Here is a 17,497-nt window from a genome sequence, read left to right as displayed (position 1 = left end):
GCCCTTTTATTGTGACTGCTGCCTGATAATCACAAGATAGCTTATTCTTCTGCTGTCAGGAATCCAGCCAGTACATCGTCCCTGCTGACCCGCGCACTGCCGCTTCCGTGCAGCTCAGCCCAAGGCGCACGCTGCTGCCGCAGAATCGCCGCAGTTCCTTCAGAAGTGTACTCCGCATACCTGACCGTCTGCTCACCCCCAGGCTCGCCCCAATGAGCCCAGCCTTGGGGGTGGATATGCTGGCCCATCCGGCAATCCACAAAGACTGTCTTGGCATGCTCCCGCCATGGCCGGCCCAGGAATACCGGCGCTGTTCCCGGCTCAGCACTCAGATAACATTGATTGAACACGTAGCCGTAGGCCTGCCCTTCAGGAGTGGAGGCAGCCGTGATGTAGCCTGCATAGCCTCCGCTATTCCGCAGGCTGTGCAGCGTACAATGCTCGAAGTAGGCCGTTGCTCCGCCAAAGATATAATCTACCGTTCCCTCAATGTAACAGTGCTGGTACAACTGGCGGTACTGCGCATGATGCTCCCGCAGCGGAACGCCGCCGAACAACAGGCGCTCTCTGGGGGCTGGAGGCAGCGGACCGGTGAACAGCGTGTCCTGATGGCCTTTGAATGTACAATTTCGGAATACCGTCTCATCACAATGGGCGTACACCGCCACTGCCTGCCCCACCTCGCTGCCTTGTCCGGCTGTATTGGAAACGGTCAGATTCTCCAGCACCAGCTTCCTGCCGCCCAGGAACAGGGTGGGAGTGGCAAAGGTCCCGATCTCTTCCCCCTGCTCATCCAGCTCCCGGGCATAGCGGTTCATCGTGATCTCCACTTGTCCGATGCCGATGATACGGAGACAGGAGCGGTAGACCCGCACCTCCTCCTTGTACACTCCCGGCATAATGTAGAGCGTTGCCTCTGTGTCCGGGTCCAGCCCTTCTAGGGCATCGACTGCCGCCTGAATGGTAGAGTAATCGCAAAAGCCCTCCTTGCCCACCAGCATCCCTTTTCCCATCCTCTCTCACACTTGGCCTTCGCTTAAGACCTGCTTACTTCTGTGTCAGTTTGTATGCAGCTTCGTATTCCTCGGTGATCTTGGTTCCGCCCGAATCCTTCCAGGTCTGTACGGCTTTCTTGAAGGCCGCCTCATCCGATTGGCCCATGATATATTTGAAGGTAGCATCTGTGATGATCTTTTGCAATTCCGTTCCCTGCTCATTATTGGTAGCCGAATCCAGCGGAACGGTGGGGTCAAGCACAGCGAACTTGTCATTCTCGCGGATCAGCTCATTGGCCAGCTGCTTCTCAGGGTTCGCGTCCTTAAGCGTATAGGCAATCTCACTAGGTCTGCTGGAGGAGAAAGGCTGCACATCCGCCTGCCACAGCTCGGTGTTCAGAATCTTGAAGGCGCCGTTCTCATCATATTCATAATGGGTGCCTTCGATCCCGCCGGTCATCAGCATGAACGCCTTCTCATCGATCAGGTCATTGACGAACTTCAGCAGCCGCTTGAGCTCTGCTTCGGTCTTCACCTCGGATTTCGGAAAAGCCATCAATCCGCCGATCCCGCTGCCCTCGGACCAGATATGATACTGCCCGTCTCCATTAGAGATCTTGTTCACCGGCACCAGCTCCATGCCCGGCTGCAGATCCTGTGCCAGGGTTCTCAGACTGGAGATGTCCACCATACCGGTATAGATCCCGGTTTTACCCTGCGCGAATTGCTGCTGCTGGTCTGTTTTGGCTGTAACTGCGAAGTCCTGCGCCAGATATCCGTTTTCATAGAGCTTTTTGGAGAAATTCATCGTGTCCATATATTCCGGTGTATCGAATTCAGGGATAAACTTGCCGCTATCATCCACCTTCCAGCCATTGGGCGTGCCAAAATAGGAGCTTAGTGTTTTGAAGCTGCTGTATTTCAGCTCTGATCTGTCCCCGAAGCCTGTCGTGTCCTTCACACCATTGCCATCCGGGTCATCCTCTGTGAAGGCTCTGGCCACTTCATACACCTCATCCAGCGTCTTCGGAACCGGCAGACCCAGCTTATCCAGCCAGTCCTTGCGGAAGATCAGGCCGGAACGCGCCAGATTCTTCTGGAAGGGAACGCCGTAGAGGACGCCTTCAATCGAAGCCGCTTCCTTCAGCTCAGGAGCAATCTTCGCCAGATTACTGAACTCTGAGAGATAAGGGCCCACATCCCAGAACAGACCTGATTTGAGTGAGCTTCTAACCGATGAATTGGTCATCATGGTCAGGGTGACAATGTCTGCAAGCTCCCCCGAGGCCAGCGCCGTAGTGATCCGCTCTTCCTTGGAAGCATCGGGTACCCAGTTGAAGGTGATTTTGCTGTTGGTATATTCCTCAAGCAGCGATTTGATCGTATCGGTCGGCGGCGAAGCCGTGTGCAGAATATTCAGCCAGCTTACTTCCAGCTTCGAGTTCAGATCCTCTGGTGCGGCATTCTTCTTCTCTTCCTTGTCTCCGCCGCATGCCGAGAGCATAGTGGTAGCCATTGTAGCGATTGCAATTAGAGTGACCCATCTTTTGTTCATAACACTTCTCCTTTGGTAGATGAAATAGGTAGCCTTAGCCTTAATACACGCCGTCTTCGCCCATTCTTTTGGCCAGCTTGTTGGAGAGCATCACGAGAATTAACCCGACAACGCCCTTGAACAAGCCTATCGTGGTGCTGAAGCTTAATTGCCCGTTCTTGAGGCCCGCCGTATAGATATAGGTATCGAAAATTTCGGCGACACTGCGGTTCAGCGAATTCAGCAGCAGATACATATGTTCGAAGCCGAGATCCAGCGTGCTGCCGATTTTGAGAATCAGCAGGGTAATAATCACGGGACGGATCGCCGGCAGTGTAACATGCCAGGTCTTGCGCAGACGGCTTGCCCCGTCCATCTCGGAGGCTTCATAGAGCTGCGGGTCCACTACAGTAATAGCTGCCAGATAGATAATGGTCGACCACCCCAGCTCCTTCCAGATAATCTGCAGGATATAGATCGTCCGCAGCCACTCCGAAGAGGTGAGGAAGCTGATTTTGGTGCCGCCGAGACTTGCGATCAGCTCATTGATGACCCCGCCATCCACCGTCAGGAACACATACGTAATAGAGACAATAATAACCCAGGACATGAAGTGCGGGATGTAGATAATTGTCTGAATCCAGTTCTTGAGATAGCGTCCCTTCAACTCGTTCAGCATCAAGGCTACAATAATCGGCAGCGGGAAGAAGATCACAATGTTCATGGCAAACAGAATCAGGGTGTTGCGCAGCAGCTGCATGAACGTAGGCTCCGTAAATAGACGGATGAAATGCTTCAGGCCGACCCACTCACTCCCGGTAATTCCCTGGAACGGCTGATAATTCTGGAACGCAATGATCAGCCCGCCCATGGGCAGATATTTGAAGATGATGAAATACAGCAGCCCGGGCAGGATCATCAGATACAGCAGCTTGTATTTATTCAGAGCCGTAAGAGCGCGTGCACCTTTCCCCTTTTCGATAGTCAGATTTGGTGTTGCGGTGATGCTTGTTGCTTTCACATGTCAGCCTCCTTTGCTCGTTCCTGTTACGGTCTCAGCGTAAGAAATTTCTTACATTACGTATATAATCATTATGTGATAGCGTTTACAGAACCCGCTTGGCTGCGGGGTTAAGGACGATCAGATCTCCTCTGAGGATTACCTGCCTAGGCTAATGATTATCTCCGGAGAGGGGGCTTCACAAGGCAAGTCTGCGAACACCTCATGCCCGGATTATATACGTAATTTCTGCTCCTTGTTACAGTGAAGAGGTACTGAAAACCGAGGAGGATCACAGAATGAACCATAGCTCACGTAGAAAAGAATCGGTCGGCGGAAGGATCTTCACCTTCGTTAATACAGCCATACTCGTTCTGATTGCGCTTGTCTGCTTATTGCCCTTCATCAATATCATTGCCAGCTCCTTCGCTACCACCCAGGAGGTCATGGCCAAGCGGTTCATCTTATTCCCGACTACTTTCTCACTGGATGCGTACCGCTACATTCTCTCAACGCCTACCATCTTCCGGGGACTCGGGGTATCCGTGGGTGTCACTATTGCAGGAACCTTAGTCAGTATGCTGCTTACTGCGCTGATGGCCTACGGCTTGTCCAGGAGATACCTGCCTGCCCGCAATACCATTAACTTCATCGTCGTCTTCTCCATGCTGTTCAGCGGCGGAATGATCCCCACCTTCCTGGTCGTCAAAAGCGTCGGCCTGATCAACTCGTACGGGTCCCTGATCTTCCCGGTTGCCGTCAATGCCTTCAACATGATTATCATGCGCAACTTCTTCCAGGCGCTGCCTGACAGTCTGGAGGAGTCCGCCAAGATCGACGGAAGCAATGACTTCGGAATCTTCATGCGAATCATGCTGCCGCTGGCCCTGCCTTCCATCGCCACCATCTCCCTGTTCTATGCGGTTGCTTACTGGAATACGTACATGAACGCGATCCTGTATATGAATGATTCGGCAAAATGGCCGATCCAGGTGCTGCTGCGCCAGATCGTTATTGTTTCCAGCGGGATGCAGGCCGAGGGAACCTCGGTCGATATTGTGCCGCCGGCCCAGACGATCAAAATGGCGGTCATTGTCATCGCCACGGTGCCGATGCTGGCCGCTTATCCTTTTGTCCAGAAGCATTTCACCAAGGGCGCCCTGCTCGGAGCAGTCAAAGGCTGACGGCCCGCTGTTCAGCATCCATCCGAAACTACCGGAACTTTAGAACATATACAGAAACGGTACCGCCTTGAAGCAAGGACGGTACCGTTTGTGCATGAACCCCTGATCCAAGCTTTCTCCTGAACCAAGCCCCTATTCCTGCTAAAATATCTGCTGCTCCCCCTGCTTCAGCTTCCGGTAAGCACCAGGCGTAACCTGCTCCTTCTTACGGAAAGAGCGGATGAAATTCTGCGGATTATGATACTGCAGCCGCTCGGCAATCTCCCTGATCGTCATATCCGTCTCCGTCAGCCACCGTTTGGCCATCTCCAGGCGGTAGTTCATGAGGTATTCGCTGAAGGCGGTGCCGTACTCTTTTTTGAAGATGCTGCTTAGATAATTCGGATTGTAATGAAGCCGCTCGCCGATCCCCTCCAGCGTAAGCTCACGGTCATATTCCGCATGCACAATGTCGGTGATCTTATCCGAGAGACAGCGGAACTGCTGGCTGGTCTTGTCCTTCATGCTGTACATCATGGGGTAAATAACCTCCTGCACCAGCATCCGCTCCATCTCTTCGGGATTGCGAATATCCAGCAGGCGGTGATACAGCTTATTGTTATCCTGAGTCAACAGGACACTAACTCCCAGATGCTGCTCCAGCTGGATCAGATTATTCACGAGCCGCACCAGCATGACCTCGAATTTCAGGGTGCTCTTATTCTTGCCCATCAGCTCCGCCAGAAACGGATAGAGCGCAGCCGTAACCTGCTCCTTGTCCCCCAGCCGGATGGCATTGAACAATTGCGTCTCCAGCTCTGCCGGATAATGCAGCGACACCGGACCGGAGACGACCATGGAGATATCCTCATAGAAGATAATCGATTCCTTACCCAGATTCAGCCGCTGATGCAGTGCCTGCTTGCTCATCTCCCCGGCTTCCTTACTCTCTAACAGATTGCTGTAAAAGTTGCTGATGCCGATGCTGATCGATACCTTCAGATAATCGCGCACCGCCTTCAGGAGTGCCGTGGCATAATCCAGCACTTCTTTATTCATTGTGGCATCGTTGGATCCGGTGAAGGTCAGGATCGTTGCCTGTGTGTCATCATTCAGGATAATCGGCTGCAGCCGCTGACCTGCGGGGATCAGCTCCTCCACCATCTTATTGACGGCAAGCAGCAGGACATCCTTGTCCGAGGCCTCCCGGCCGCCCAGACTGTCCAGCTGAATCAGCATCGCAGCATAACGGTGCTTCTCTGACAGGTTATACCCGAACCGGAGCAGACTCTGCTCCAGCTCCTCCGCCGAGACGCGGCTGCGGAACAGATTAAGGATCAGCTGCGTCTCCAGCCGGGGCATTTCCGATTCGATCAGACTCTCAAGCGAAGCCTTCTCCGAGATAATCGTATCAATTGAATGCCGGATATATTCCAGCTCATTCCTGGAGCTCACCTGCGGAATAACGGGCAGACTGCGCTTAAGCTGCTCAATCGGCTTGGTGAAATATTGAGAGATCATATAAGCCACCACCCAGATCAGGAGAATCAACAGCAGCCCCATCGCGGAGATCCCGAACTTGGTCATCTCCAGAGAGCGGGTAATCTCCGCCTGATCCAGCACGGTCAGATAGATCCAGTTATTATACGAGGACTTGGCATAGATAAGCTTCACACTGTCGCGGCCGGACATCTCCTGCTGGACCGTCCCCTTGTCCTCCATGGAATTGATTGTCCCGGCAAGCTGGCCGAACTGCTCCGGGGCTAACAGCACATTACCAGGATCAGATTCATACATCAGTTCACCATGCTTGTTCAAAATGTAGACAGCTGCATCTTCCCCGCTGCTTATCGTGGCATTAAGGGTATGTAATGAAATGTCGGATAAGGCAATCGCCTGCTTCTTAGTGGAGAACACCGGCAGTGTATTCACGAACCGGATTCCCTTGTCCGTCTTCATCCAGAAGAGGCTCTGCTCCTGATTCTCAATATATTGCTCCCGGAGCTGCTGAACCTCCCCGGCACTGAGATTGCTGAGCTTCTCATTCAGGATCTGCCAGTTCTGCACCAGACTGATCAGCGAATATTCCGTCCCTTCAGCCGCCATGGAGGCGATATAATTCAGCTGTGAGTTCACATTCCGGTAGGCGATGAAGTCTTGCTCGGTAATGGGATGGGTCACGACCTCCTGAAAAGAGCTGGTGGTGCTATAGGTATTGAACGCGTATTCTATCGTTTGGATTTTGTGCTCCAGATTGTTCTTGATCTGCTCGATATAGCTCTGCTTGCTGCTGGAGAACCGCCCGACCACTGAATCGATGGTACTGATGTAGATATAGCTTCCGAAGCCGACCACCAGTCCCACGCCAAGGATTAATATAGGAATAAAGATGCCGTAGAACATTCTTCCTTTGCTCATTGTGTTTCCCCTTTGATTTGATAGACTCCATTAAATTATAGCGCTTTCATGAATGCGGTTCCATGATTATTTTCACGTGTGCAATTGGCAAAAGGTCTCGTTGAAGCCGTTCAGCCCTCTCCTTGAGCGCAGTAGATCATACAAAACAACCCCACAACGTGGGGCTGTAGCTCGATGATGACCCAGGCTATGAGCCTTGCTTAGAGTAACGCAATCGTCAGCAGCTCGAACAAGACCAGCGGCATAATCACATTGCTGTTCACCGTACCGGGATACGGGTAGCCCGGGCCCGGATATCCCGGACCTGGATAAGGCTTGTAGTACGGATTGTAATATCCGCGGCCCATATCTGTGGCTATGGTTACAGCCAGATACATATGCTTACTGTCCATACCGGCAATCGTACCCTCATGCATCTGACCGTCAAGGGTCTGCACCTGCACTTTATGATTCAGATACGGCTTACAGGACTGGTGAAGCGAATCGCGGACCCCGTTCAGATGCTGGACCACCGCCGGGTCTGCCTGATAGATCACCGGCGATTGCGTGCCGGAAGAAGTTGTCGACATAAGTGCATGACCTCCGTGTAATTGGATTTGCTTCATACTATGCACCTGCCCAGTCCAGTGTGCCTAGCCTGCTCCCCGCCGTTCATTCGATCCGCATACGCAGAGCAAACAGCCGTACCCGGAAAGTCCGGTATACGGCTGTTATCAATACTTTAAACTGCTGTGCGTTCAGAACGCTCAAAAAGCCACTCCGATTCCGCCCTGCCCGGCATAGGTTCCCATCACGGGTCCCATCGTGGACAGCAGAACCTCCTTGAAGGGATGCTTTTCCAGAATACGCCGCTTGATCTCCAGCGCCAGCGTCTCACAATTGCTATGCACAATGGCGATTACCGCCTGCTCATAATCATGCTGCTTCTGATCCAGCTTGGCCAGCAAATGAGTCAGCGCCTTGGGCAGTCCGCGCGTCTTCTCGACCACTTCAACAATACCCTCATCGCTAATCTTCAGCAGCAGCTTGATGTTCAGCACGGAAGCCACAGCGCCGGAGATCCGGCTCAGCCGTCCGCCCTTGATCACATTCTCCAGGGTATCCAGCGTGAAGTACGCAGTCGTCTCTTCGACCTTCTTCAACACTCTGTCCTTCAACTCAGCCAGACTTGCTGCGGTAAGTGACCATTTGGCCGCCATAGCGACAATCAGGGTCAAGCCACCGGAGAACAGCTTGGAATCTATAATTTCAATCGCATTCGGATGTCCTTCTTCCTCGTACATCTCCTTGGCGATCATTGCGGTCTGATAAGTACTGCTAATATTAGAGGACATGCAGATGACCAGAATGTCAGTGCCTGCTTCCACTTGCTTGAAGCTGTCCAGGAAGGTCTGCGGACTCGGGCTTGCAGTCGTCGGCAATTCCTTCGATTGATGCATTTTGTCATAGAAATCCTTCGCATTCATATCATCCGGCATCAGTTCATGGCCGAAATGGACCGGCAAATGAACAATGGAGATGTCATACTGCTTCGTGTATTCAGGGGGTAGATCCGAACCGCTATCCGTAATTATCTTGATGGGCATCAGAATGCTCTCCTTTCAATTCTATACCATTATAGTTACCCTTTCCGGACATCAATAGTACAATTTATAACTTGTCAAAATCGGACTTTTATGCTTGGTCCTACTTATGTTATGGTTGAAGCATAAGCATACAGAAATGGAGTGTACCAGGATGAGCAAGAATAGAGTATGGAACCGGGGAAAGCATAATGGTGCCGGCCTGTCCAAGAAAGCCCCGGCTGCTGTTGAATCCGAGGGTGTTGCCGAGACCGCTGCGTCAGAGGACCACAGTGACGAGGTAATTAACGAGCGGATTGATACCGTCAAGCCGATGAACCGCAGCAACTGGGTCACCCGGCCCGCCCGCGTGAAGCCGCAAAACCCGGAACGTAAGAATTAAGCAGCTTAACGACTGACATGCTTCGCATTCTATGGAAGCACAATTCCCCCAGCTAGCGGGCTTCCCGCAACCTTTGTTATCATGCAGACACAAACGGCTACGCCGTCCTTAAGAGGATGGCGTAGCCGTTTCTGCTTGCAATAGCCGGCTGGAGAACGGTGAGCTTGTTAGGGCTGGTAATATCCAAGCGGGGTATCCCGCTACAAGGATTCAGTCAGACTATCCGGCACATAACGGTTCTCCCGCATTAGCGCCCGGATTGCCTTCAGAGTATTCCGCTGAATCGGGACACCCGTAGTCCGGTGCAGCTGAAGCCAGCGTAGGGCAGCCAATGCCTCGAACAGCTCCAGCTCTGCCGGGCTATACCTGCTGTTGGCGGCAAAGGCTGACTGGTACAGGCTGGCATTCCGCTCCGACAAATATACTCTAAAGAGCAGAATAGACCACGCTATATCATACCTTGGATCGCCAAGCTGAACATTCGTCCAGTCTATGATGGTAAATACCCCTGCGGCCTCCAAAATATTGCCCAGATGATAATCACCATGAATGAGCTGGTGTGCGGTAAGCTTGCCCCGCTCCGCCAGCTCCTGCGCCAGCGTTCGGATCTCCGGCTGCTCCGCCCAGGCAGGGAAGAAGTAATCTGCGAAATCATAAGCTGGTACCTTCAAGCCGCTGGCTGAATCAATGTGCAGCTTATGTACATCAAGCAGATTAGCCGCTATAGCTGTAAGGCTGGCGGCATTTACCTTCTTGACAGGCATACCATCGAAGCTGGTTAACAGCACCTGATGGTCCTCAGCGTCTAGACCCCAGGCATACGGCTGTGAGACCGCGCAGCCCTGCCGGACCAGCTGCTCCAGCACTTGATACTGGATCGAGACGTCCGGCCGGGACTCGCGGTTCCAGATTTTCAGCACAAGCTTCGTATCCGGCAGTGTAATGCAGCACACCTCAGCTTCCAGTCCCCCCTTCATCGGGGTAACGGCCGCCTCTTCCAGCCTTGCCAGCAGCCGCTCACTCTCTGCACTCTGCTCTTGCCAGCGGATACCACTCAGAACATTATTCATAGTTATTATTCTCCTCTCCAAGGAACGATCTGCTGCTCATTAAGCTGCTCCGAATCCCTCAGACCATATTCTAGGCATTTTCCCTATTCCAATGAATAACATATTCCAACTATACCAATCAACAGAGAATTGAGGGATGCGAAATGGAACATTGGATTAGAGTAGAACCGAATGTGAAGGTGTATGTGAATGATCTTAACCCGCTTGGCACCAAAACGATACTCTTCATTCACGGCTGGCCAGCAAATCACCAGATGTTCGAATACCAGTACAATCAGCTGGTGCCCATGGGCTACCGCTGCATTGGAATGGATATGAGAGGCTTCGGACGGTCTGACAAACCGCTTGGCGGTTACGACTACAACCGTCTCGCAGATGATATCCGCTGTGTGATCGGAGCCTTGGGACTGCACAATATTACACTCGGCGGGCACTCTACCGGCGGAGCTGTAGCGATCCGGTATATGGCCCGGCACAAGGGATATGGTGTCTCCAAGCTGGCCTTATTCGCTTCGGCAGCCCCCAGTCTGATTCAGCGGCCGGGCTTCCCTTATGGCACGACCAGAGCAGCTATAGAGCAGATTATCCAGTCCACCTACAAGGACCGGCCCAAGATGCTGAAGGATTTCGGCGATATTTTCTTCTATCAGCCGGTATCACAGCCATTCTCGGACTGGTTCTTCCTGTTAGGGCTGGAGGCGGCAAACTGGTCCACCATCGCAGTCTCCAACGCCTGGCTGGCCGAAGAGTTGTTCGATGATCTCCCCCGGATCCAGGTGCCTACGCTGATTCTACACGGGGTTCATGATCAGGTGTGCTTCTTCCCGCTCGCAGAGGCGCAGCATCAAGGGATTAGGAATTCGGTCCTTATTCCCTTTGAGAACAGCGGCCACGGTTTATTCTATGACGAGCGGGAACGGTTCAACCGGGAGCTGGCAGGGTTCGCGGGATAGATTTTCCGCACAGCCAGAACAGGACTGCCCGAGAAGAAATAGCTTCATGGGGCAGTCCTGTGTTAATTCGCAGGCGTAGGTGCGTGTGCGAATGAGAAGCTCTACAGCTCCAGCGTCTCACCATATGCAAGTGCCGAGCCTCTGATCCCCGCCTCCTCCAGCGCCTGAACGAAGGCCCCGGCATCCTGCTTGATCGGCGGGAAGGTATTATAGTGAACCGGAAGCACCTGTCTTGCGCCCAGCCACTTCGCCGCGATAAGCGCATGCTCCGGTCCCATGGTGAAATGTCCGCCGATTGGCAGGATCGCGAGGTCGATCTCATACAGCTCCCCGAACATTTTCAAGTCACCGAACAGCCCTGTATCCCCTGCATGCAGCACCGTGTGTCCGTCCGCCTCAATGATGAAGCCCGCCGGGGTTCCGCCATAGATCCTCTGTCCATCCTCCAGCGTGATGCTTGAGGTGTGGAAGGCATGAATCATCGTCGCTTTGGCAAAACCAAGGTCCACCGTCCCTCCAATGTTCATCCCGATGGTCTTTTTCGCTCCCTGGCCCCCCAGATGGCCCGCCAGTTCCACGTTGGCTACAACCACCGCCTGATTCTGCTCGGCAATCGGCAGAGCGTCCAGGATATGATCCATATGGGCATGAGTCAGCAGAACAGCATCTGTCTTAATATCCTCTACCTTCGTCACCGCCGCAGAGTTACCGCTAATGAATGGGTCGATGATCAGCGATTTGCCGTTCACCTCAATTTGAACACAGGAATGGCCGTGGTAGGTAATTTTCATAGAATTCCTCTCCTCTTCTTGATTAGATTTCAATAGGTCCTAAGGAATGCATCGTGCAAAAACCCAAGGTTTACGATACAATGACACCAAGTTGCTCTAAATCAAAATCCAGCAGTGCGATTGACGAATATAACATAAATAATTACGTTCGTTGGTTTTTATGATATATCTATTCCTGCCAGCTGTCAAGAGAGGTGTGAAGAAGTTGCTGTCCGTTGAGAAAACAATGCTGTTTCTGTTATCTAAGGTGAAGCAGATGGGCGCCCAGCAGATTGTCGAGATCTATGAACAAAGGGGGTACACCTCCACCTATATCCGCAATGCCCTGTCCCGCTTGAAAAAAGAGGGCTATATCGCATCCCCGGCACGCTCCTGGTATAACGTCACTGCCGAGGGACTCGCCTACATTAAGGCGATTAACAGCAAGCCGGCCCGTTATCAGGAGCAGTGGGACCATACCTGGGATGTGGTGATGCTGGAGGTTCCCGAATCCGAACGCAAGAAGCGCGACCTGTTCCGCTCAGCACTCGGGCAGCTGGGTTACGGGCTTTTATATAACAGTGTGTACATCTCACCGTGGAACTATCAGGATGAAGTCGCAGCCCAGATCCAGAAGCTGGAGCTGGATGGCAAGGTGTCGATCCTGCAAGGCCAATTTCAGGAAGGTATGATTACACCGCTCAAAGCACAGGCCATCTGGCACCTGAACGACATCGAAGCCTTATACAGGAAGAAAGCAGTCTGGCTGAAGGAAGAATTCGCTCCGCGATTAGCGGATACCCTTCAGGCGGGGCAACCGTTACAGCTGTTCCTGCTATATTTGCAAATGGGCGAGGAGTTAAGCGGACTGTTCATGGCTGACCCCTATCTCCCGGATGAGCTGCTGCCGGACCACTGGCCAGGCAAACAGGTCCTCTCAGACATGAGAGAATACATGGTTAAAGCCGCGCAGGCGATACCTGCGGATTCGTTCTATGCACCCTTCGTCCAATAAGGTATGGCAAAGAGCAGCCCGGACTCCGGGCTGCTCTTCGTATATAAACTACTCCGAATGGCTGCCGGAAACCAGCAGCTCCCGGACCGCTTCCTTATTCGTAAGAGGGGCCCGGCAGGCAAAGTTGCGGCAGACATAGGCCGTCGCTTCACCGCGGATCGCCGGTTTGTCCGCCAGATGCGGCAGCAGGCGGAGCATCTCTCCGCTGTCCCCTTCCCAGTTGACGATGAGTGCTGCGTCCGGCAGATAGGTCTGCTGAACCTGGGAGAGCATGGCGTGCAGCGCGGGATCTTCTTTTTTGCCGGAGAGGACCCATTCTCTGCCGCCGGAGACCATCCCCAGATGGGCCTGCAAATACATCGCATACCCTGGCGGATACTCTGAAGCAGCGGAAGCAAGCACCGCAGCGGTGCGCTCCGCGATCTCTTTTAACTCCATATCCTGGGTAATAATCGACAGCTTCCACAAAAGCTTCGCCGCCACCGAATTCCCGGACGGAATCGCCCCGTCATACAATTCCTTCGAGCGGACCGGCAGCTTCTCCCCGTCATGACCCGTGAAGAAGAACCCACCACCTTCCGTATCATGGAACAGCTCCAAGAGTCCGTCCTTCAGCACCAGCGCCCGCTCCAGATAGACCGCTTGACCTGTAGCTTCATATAATTCGCTGAGACCCCAGATCAGGAATGCATAATCATCCACATACGCCGGGATCGCCGACTCCCCGTCACGGTAACGGGCCAGCAGCCGTCCATCTTCACGCCGCAGCTTGTCCCAGATGAAGTCCGCTGCACGTTCGGCGGCCTTGGCGTATTCCGGCTTCTGGAGGGCTTTGGCTCCCAGGGCCAGCGCAGCAATCATCAGCCCGTTCCATGAGGTCAGCACCTTATCATCCTTAAGCGGGTGAATGCGCTGCTCCCGGTACTCGAACAGCTTCGTACGCCATTCCTCCATCCGGGTCCGCAGACCAAGCGGATTCATGCCCATACGCTCCGCAATCTCTTCCGGCAGACCGTGAAGGAGATTCGGAATATTTTCCCCTTCGAAATTGCCCTCCGGCGTAATCCCGTACACATTGCAGTAGGAATGCATATCTTCCAGCCCAAGCGCTTCCTCAATCTCCTCACGGGAGAAGACATAGAACTTGCCTTCCACTCCTTCGGAATCGGCATCCTCCGCAGAGTAGAAAGCGCCTTCCGGTGAAGTCATATCGCGCAGCACATACGTGAAGATCTGCTCGGCAATCTCCGCATACAGCGGCTTCCCCGTAAGCTGGAACGCTTCCAGATAGACATTCGCGAGGAGAGCGTTATCGTAGAGCATTTTCTCAAAATGCGGCACCAGCCACTCCCGGTCCGTGGAATACCGGGCGAAGCCAAAGCCCACATGGTCGTACATGCCGCCCTTGTACATGGACTCCAGCGTATGCTCCACCATCCGCAGCGCTTCCGGCTGATCATGCAGCTGGCTGTACGCCAGCAGGAAAGACAAATTATGCGGCGAAGGGAACTTCGGCGCATTGCCGAACCCGCCGTACTCCTCATCGAACTGCCGCCGGTACAGCTCATACGCTTCATGCAGCAGCTCCGCGCCGGGAATGCCGCCTGCGGCTTCCGGGTTATACGCATTCTTGCGGTCAAGCGTATGCAGCTCCGCCAGCAGGTCGTCGCCCAGCTTATCCAGCCCTGCTCCATCCTGCTCCCACTTCGTATGGATCTGCTCCAGCACATCCATTAACCCAATCCGCCCGAACATCTGCCGTTTCGGGAAATACGTCCCGGCATAGAACGGCTTCTTCTCCGGCGTCAACAGCACCGTCAGCGGCCATCCCCCGCTCCCCGTCAGCGCCTGACACACCGACATATACAGCGCATCAATATCCGGCCGCTCCTCGCGGTCTACTTTGATCGCTACGTAGTGATTGTTGAGGAGCTCCGCGACTTCGGCGTCCTCGAAGGATTCGCGTTCCATTACGTGACACCAGTGGCAGGTGGAATAGCCGACAGATAAGAAGATCGGCTTGTTCTCCGCTTGCGCCTTGGCAAAAGCCTCCTCTCCCCATGGATACCAGTCTACGGGGTTGTGGGCGTGTTGGAGCAGGTAAGGCGATTTTTCGTTCGCTAATCTATTGGGTGTTTTATGAGTCGTCACCAGGCGTCCCCTCATTTCGGATAATTTGGGTAAAGTGTTGTCTAGGGATAGTTTACCCAATTTGGTGGGGGAGGGCACAAGATATGAAAAAGACTACAAACAACAGAGAAGTATTTATTAATAAGCCGGAAATTCATGCTCATTAGGTTTTGGGACTGCATCGACATAAACCTATATATCGAAATCACTGATCTTCCATTGTCCGTCTTTCATCCGATTAATTGTAAAATGATTTGTCATTACTTTATCAAATATTGCTTGATTCTTCTGAAAATATTGCTGATTTCTTTGTACTGTTTCCACAATCATTTCATCTTTACTAACGGCTTTAACAGAGATTGATTTAAGATCATATATTTGTTTAAAACTTTGATGAGTTCCAAGAAGTTTTGCAACTTTCAAATTCAAATTATTACTTTTAACTAAGGAATTCTTTATCTTTACCTCATCCCCCTGTTCAACTTGAAGCAAGAATCGTTCAACTGCGTTTTGAGCCAGACTGGTTGCTGTGCCTAATCGCGCTTCTTTTATACTTGGATCCCATTCCATTTCCAACCCTGATACTTCAGCAATGAGTTGAAGTGGAATATAAGTGGTTCCATTGTGACTCTCAGCCCCGACCGTAAGTTTCCGCTGTTTACCATTAAGATATACAGTGCTATCCTCTGGCTTAAATCGAATTTCCTTACTTTCCAATTTCCCTGTGATTTCGTGTGTTTTCTGGTTCTCTACTACTTTGAACCCCAATCTTTCAAGTACATTGCGATAGGGTACTAATACAACTCCACTTTTCACAACAGGCAGTTTAGTGAGCTTGAATAACTCTCCATTAATACGCATTGAAGCTTTCCGCAGACCTATCTTAAACATGCCTATATTATCTGTAATTCCGATTAAGTCGCCCTCATTGTCCACAAGTAATTCAGTGAGGGTCAACGCTGAATTATTACGTAATAAACAGAACATTTCGTTTCCCATCTCATCTAATCCATAAATATTACCGTTAACATCCGAAAAAAACACATGTCCTTTTGAATTCGCAACAATATTTTCAGGTGGTCCATATTTCCTCAATTTATAGTTCCATTTTATTTTTCCCGATAAATTTTTTGCAATGAGATTTGCACCTTCACCAGTTTCATAAGAGCCTCCTTTCCATTTATTGAAATCATCATAATCTATAAATGAGCTTTGTAAGTTCCCCGCTATTTTCTCGCCATTTACCAGTTTGCCTTGATCATCCAACAAAATCTTCTTGTTGCCTATTTCAACAATGAGATACCCGTTTAAATCAGAAAAATAAATATCGTCTACATTTGTTGTGGTGCCCAAAAGACGATCCTCCGAAACCAAAATATCTGTTCCATACGTCCAATTTTTCTGTCCGGTTTTATTGTAAGAAACTATTCCTGTTTGTTCCAATACAATTATATTCTCATTATTATCCAACCAATAAATGTCTGAGAAAGGACTATTAGGCTTTACAAAGTTTAGAGTTGCCCGAACTGTTTCATCTGAATTGTATATTTTCAAATATCCATGCTGAGTAATAGTTGTTGGTTCTTCATCTATAATCTGAAGGGTGCTTGATTGATCATAAAATGTAGAAATAAGCGTCCCCCGCGCAGTGCGAGATACATTTGCCCGTTCATCAAAAAACATCCACTTTCTCTTTCCCTCGCCATCAACTGCAGTATAAATATCATTAAAGTCCGTATAATAAACCATTTTGTCCGAAAATTTATCAAAGCTAAATTGATGTGCACTGCGAATCGTCCATTTCCATTCATATGTACCGTTGGTCAGAAAATTCAACGATGTGTTATTCTGCTCTCCATAACTATCATAAAATGTTACTGGGGGTACGATACTCTGTTCCTTTGTTAAATATTTTGATTTTGGGCTGGCTTCTGAAATTCCCATCTCTGAAAAACTAATAAATATCATGCAAAAAATAAGCAATCCTATTACTTTTCTCATAACAATCGTCCCTTCAAAATGCTTCTTATCACTTTATCTGACCGCTAAAACAATTTGAGCCGCTTTCAAGCCTTATGTATCACTAATTTCCAGATACTCTCCTCCCTATATAATTGGGTATTCCTTCCTACGAAGGATAGCATAAATCTATTTGTCAACGGTATATAATTTACTCTATTGTCATGTTTTGTTTTATTAGATGTTTCAAAAGTCAAAACTAGCGAATAATTCGCTAAGATATGCTTGCGTTGGAGGTGTTCAATTATGTATCAACGTATCCGGGATTTACGCGAAGATAAGGATTTGAGGCAAACTCAAATGGCGGAGTATTTGCAATGCAGCCAGCGGATTTATAGTAATTATGAACGCGGTGATATCGATATTCCCACGGCGATTCTGATCAAGCTGGCAGATTTTCATATGACGAGTACTGACTATCTACTTAACCGAACAAACCAAAAGAAACCTTATCCCAAAAGTTAA

At 51.0% G+C, this 17,497-nt stretch carries 15 protein-coding genes; 5 read left to right on the top strand and 10 right to left on the bottom strand.

The genetic code is table 11. The annotated features are described in order from the left end of the window. Positions 1–41: 41 nt before the first annotated feature. Genes MKY64_RS07860 through MKY64_RS07850 form a run of 3 tightly spaced genes read right to left on the bottom strand, consistent with a single transcriptional unit; the run spans position 42 to position 3,448 of the window. Positions 42–1,001, bottom strand: coding sequence for a pectinesterase family protein (locus MKY64_RS07860; protein WP_340952099.1), 960 nt, complete (start codon positions 999–1,001; stop codon positions 42–44). A gap of 46 nt (positions 1,002–1,047) precedes the next feature. Continuing rightward, entirely contained in the window at positions 1,048–2,550 is a 1,503-nt protein-coding gene (locus MKY64_RS07855; RefSeq protein ID WP_340952097.1) for an extracellular solute-binding protein, read from the bottom strand. Positions 2,551–2,590: 40 nt separating this feature from the next. Continuing rightward, on the bottom strand, positions 2,591–3,448 hold the full coding sequence (locus MKY64_RS07850; protein ID WP_445668096.1) for an ABC transporter permease: 858 nt from the start codon (positions 3,446–3,448) through the stop codon (positions 2,591–2,593). Between the two features lie 380 nt (positions 3,449–3,828). Here MKY64_RS07850 and MKY64_RS07845 point away from each other — a divergent pair, with 380 nt between their 5' ends. Next, positions 3,829–4,713 carry a carbohydrate ABC transporter permease gene (locus MKY64_RS07845; RefSeq protein ID WP_340952093.1) on the top strand — a complete coding sequence of 295 codons (885 nt, stop codon included), beginning with the start codon at positions 3,829–3,831 and terminating at the stop codon, positions 4,711–4,713. Between the two features lie 141 nt (positions 4,714–4,854). On the opposite strand, the gene MKY64_RS07840 is transcribed toward MKY64_RS07845, so the two are convergent. The 3 genes from MKY64_RS07840 to MKY64_RS07830 form a co-directional block, all read right to left on the bottom strand. Next, on the bottom strand, positions 4,855–7,110 hold the full coding sequence (locus MKY64_RS07840; RefSeq protein WP_340952091.1) for an AraC family transcriptional regulator: 2,256 nt from the start codon (positions 7,108–7,110) through the stop codon (positions 4,855–4,857). A 200-nt stretch (positions 7,111–7,310) separates the two neighbouring features. Then, positions 7,311–7,679 (bottom strand): hypothetical protein, encoded by a 369-nt coding sequence (locus MKY64_RS07835; protein ID WP_036733528.1) that lies wholly within the window; start codon positions 7,677–7,679, stop codon positions 7,311–7,313. Positions 7,680–7,856: 177 nt separating this feature from the next. Then, positions 7,857–8,696, bottom strand: a complete 840-nt coding sequence (locus tag MKY64_RS07830; RefSeq protein ID WP_339310183.1) for a DegV family protein — start codon at positions 8,694–8,696, stop codon at positions 7,857–7,859. Positions 8,697–8,847: 151 nt separating this feature from the next. Here MKY64_RS07830 and MKY64_RS07825 point away from each other — a divergent pair, with 151 nt between their 5' ends. Then, positions 8,848–9,075 (top strand): hypothetical protein, encoded by a 228-nt coding sequence (locus MKY64_RS07825; RefSeq protein ID WP_340952085.1) that lies wholly within the window; start codon positions 8,848–8,850, stop codon positions 9,073–9,075. A gap of 200 nt (positions 9,076–9,275) precedes the next feature. Here the strand turns inward: MKY64_RS07825 and MKY64_RS07820 are convergent, their stop codons facing one another. Continuing rightward, positions 9,276–10,145: a phosphotransferase family protein gene (locus MKY64_RS07820; protein ID WP_340952083.1), complete on the bottom strand. Its 870-nt coding sequence runs from the start codon at positions 10,143–10,145 to the stop codon at positions 9,276–9,278. A 143-nt stretch (positions 10,146–10,288) separates the two neighbouring features. On the opposite strand from MKY64_RS07820, the gene MKY64_RS07815 reads away from it, so the two are divergent. Further along, positions 10,289–11,098 (top strand): alpha/beta fold hydrolase, encoded by an 810-nt coding sequence (locus MKY64_RS07815; RefSeq protein WP_340952082.1) that lies wholly within the window; start codon positions 10,289–10,291, stop codon positions 11,096–11,098. 101 nt (positions 11,099–11,199) lie between these two features. Here MKY64_RS07815 and MKY64_RS07810 read toward each other — a convergent pair whose 3' ends face one another. After that, entirely contained in the window at positions 11,200–11,889 is a 690-nt protein-coding gene (locus MKY64_RS07810; RefSeq protein WP_209869408.1) for a metal-dependent hydrolase, read from the bottom strand. A 196-nt stretch (positions 11,890–12,085) separates the two neighbouring features. Here MKY64_RS07810 and MKY64_RS07805 point away from each other — a divergent pair, with 196 nt between their 5' ends. Beyond that, positions 12,086–12,883: a PaaX family transcriptional regulator C-terminal domain-containing protein gene (locus MKY64_RS07805; protein ID WP_340952080.1), complete on the top strand. Its 798-nt coding sequence runs from the start codon at positions 12,086–12,088 to the stop codon at positions 12,881–12,883. Between the two features lie 48 nt (positions 12,884–12,931). On the opposite strand, the gene MKY64_RS07800 is transcribed toward MKY64_RS07805, so the two are convergent. Together MKY64_RS07800 and MKY64_RS07795 are read right to left on the bottom strand one after the other, a co-directional pair. Continuing rightward, positions 12,932–15,034 carry a thioredoxin domain-containing protein gene (locus MKY64_RS07800; RefSeq protein WP_340952077.1) on the bottom strand — a complete coding sequence of 701 codons (2,103 nt, stop codon included), beginning with the start codon at positions 15,032–15,034 and terminating at the stop codon, positions 12,932–12,934. A 171-nt stretch (positions 15,035–15,205) separates the two neighbouring features. Then, positions 15,206–17,014 carry a copper amine oxidase N-terminal domain-containing protein gene (locus MKY64_RS07795; RefSeq protein WP_339249098.1) on the bottom strand — a complete coding sequence of 603 codons (1,809 nt, stop codon included), beginning with the start codon at positions 17,012–17,014 and terminating at the stop codon, positions 15,206–15,208. Positions 17,015–17,278: 264 nt separating this feature from the next. Between MKY64_RS07795 and MKY64_RS07790 the strand changes: the two genes are divergently transcribed. Continuing rightward, entirely contained in the window at positions 17,279–17,497 is a 219-nt protein-coding gene (locus MKY64_RS07790) for a helix-turn-helix domain-containing protein (protein WP_209869420.1), read from the top strand.

The organism is Paenibacillus sp. FSL R7-0210, from assembly GCF_038009085.1.
Taxonomy (GTDB): domain Bacteria; phylum Bacillota; class Bacilli; order Paenibacillales; family Paenibacillaceae; genus Paenibacillus_AQ; species Paenibacillus_AQ silagei.
Note: the sequence above shows the minus strand (reverse complement) of the source record. Positions and strands in the feature narration are given on the sequence as shown.

What these genes read in the sequence shown, in the direction of transcription:
- MKY64_RS07795 (WP_339249098.1), bottom strand. Translation starts at nt 17,014, where the DNA reads ATGAGAAAAGTAATAGGATTGCTTATTTTTTGCATGATATTTATTAGT.
- MKY64_RS07845 (WP_340952093.1), top strand. Translation starts at nt 3,829, where the DNA reads ATGAACCATAGCTCACGTAGAAAAGAATCGGTCGGCGGAAGGATCTTC.
- MKY64_RS07840 (WP_340952091.1), bottom strand. Translation starts at nt 7,110, where the DNA reads ATGAGCAAAGGAAGAATGTTCTACGGCATCTTTATTCCTATATTAATC.
- MKY64_RS07825 (WP_340952085.1), top strand. Translation starts at nt 8,848, where the DNA reads ATGAGCAAGAATAGAGTATGGAACCGGGGAAAGCATAATGGTGCCGGC.
- MKY64_RS07860 (WP_340952099.1), bottom strand. Translation starts at nt 1,001, where the DNA reads ATGCTGGTGGGCAAGGAGGGCTTTTGCGATTACTCTACCATTCAGGCG.
- MKY64_RS07790 (WP_209869420.1), top strand. Translation starts at nt 17,279, where the DNA reads ATGTATCAACGTATCCGGGATTTACGCGAAGATAAGGATTTGAGGCAA.
- MKY64_RS07820 (WP_340952083.1), bottom strand. Translation starts at nt 10,145, where the DNA reads ATGAATAATGTTCTGAGTGGTATCCGCTGGCAAGAGCAGAGTGCAGAG.
- MKY64_RS07835 (WP_036733528.1), bottom strand. Translation starts at nt 7,679, where the DNA reads ATGTCGACAACTTCTTCCGGCACGCAATCGCCGGTGATCTATCAGGCA.
- MKY64_RS07855 (WP_340952097.1), bottom strand. Translation starts at nt 2,550, where the DNA reads ATGAACAAAAGATGGGTCACTCTAATTGCAATCGCTACAATGGCTACC.
- MKY64_RS07830 (WP_339310183.1), bottom strand. Translation starts at nt 8,696, where the DNA reads ATGCCCATCAAGATAATTACGGATAGCGGTTCGGATCTACCCCCTGAA.
- MKY64_RS07815 (WP_340952082.1), top strand. Translation starts at nt 10,289, where the DNA reads ATGGAACATTGGATTAGAGTAGAACCGAATGTGAAGGTGTATGTGAAT.
- MKY64_RS07810 (WP_209869408.1), bottom strand. Translation starts at nt 11,889, where the DNA reads ATGAAAATTACCTACCACGGCCATTCCTGTGTTCAAATTGAGGTGAAC.
- MKY64_RS07850 (WP_445668096.1), bottom strand. Translation starts at nt 3,448, where the DNA reads ATGATCCTGCCCGGGCTGCTGTATTTCATCATCTTCAAATATCTGCCC.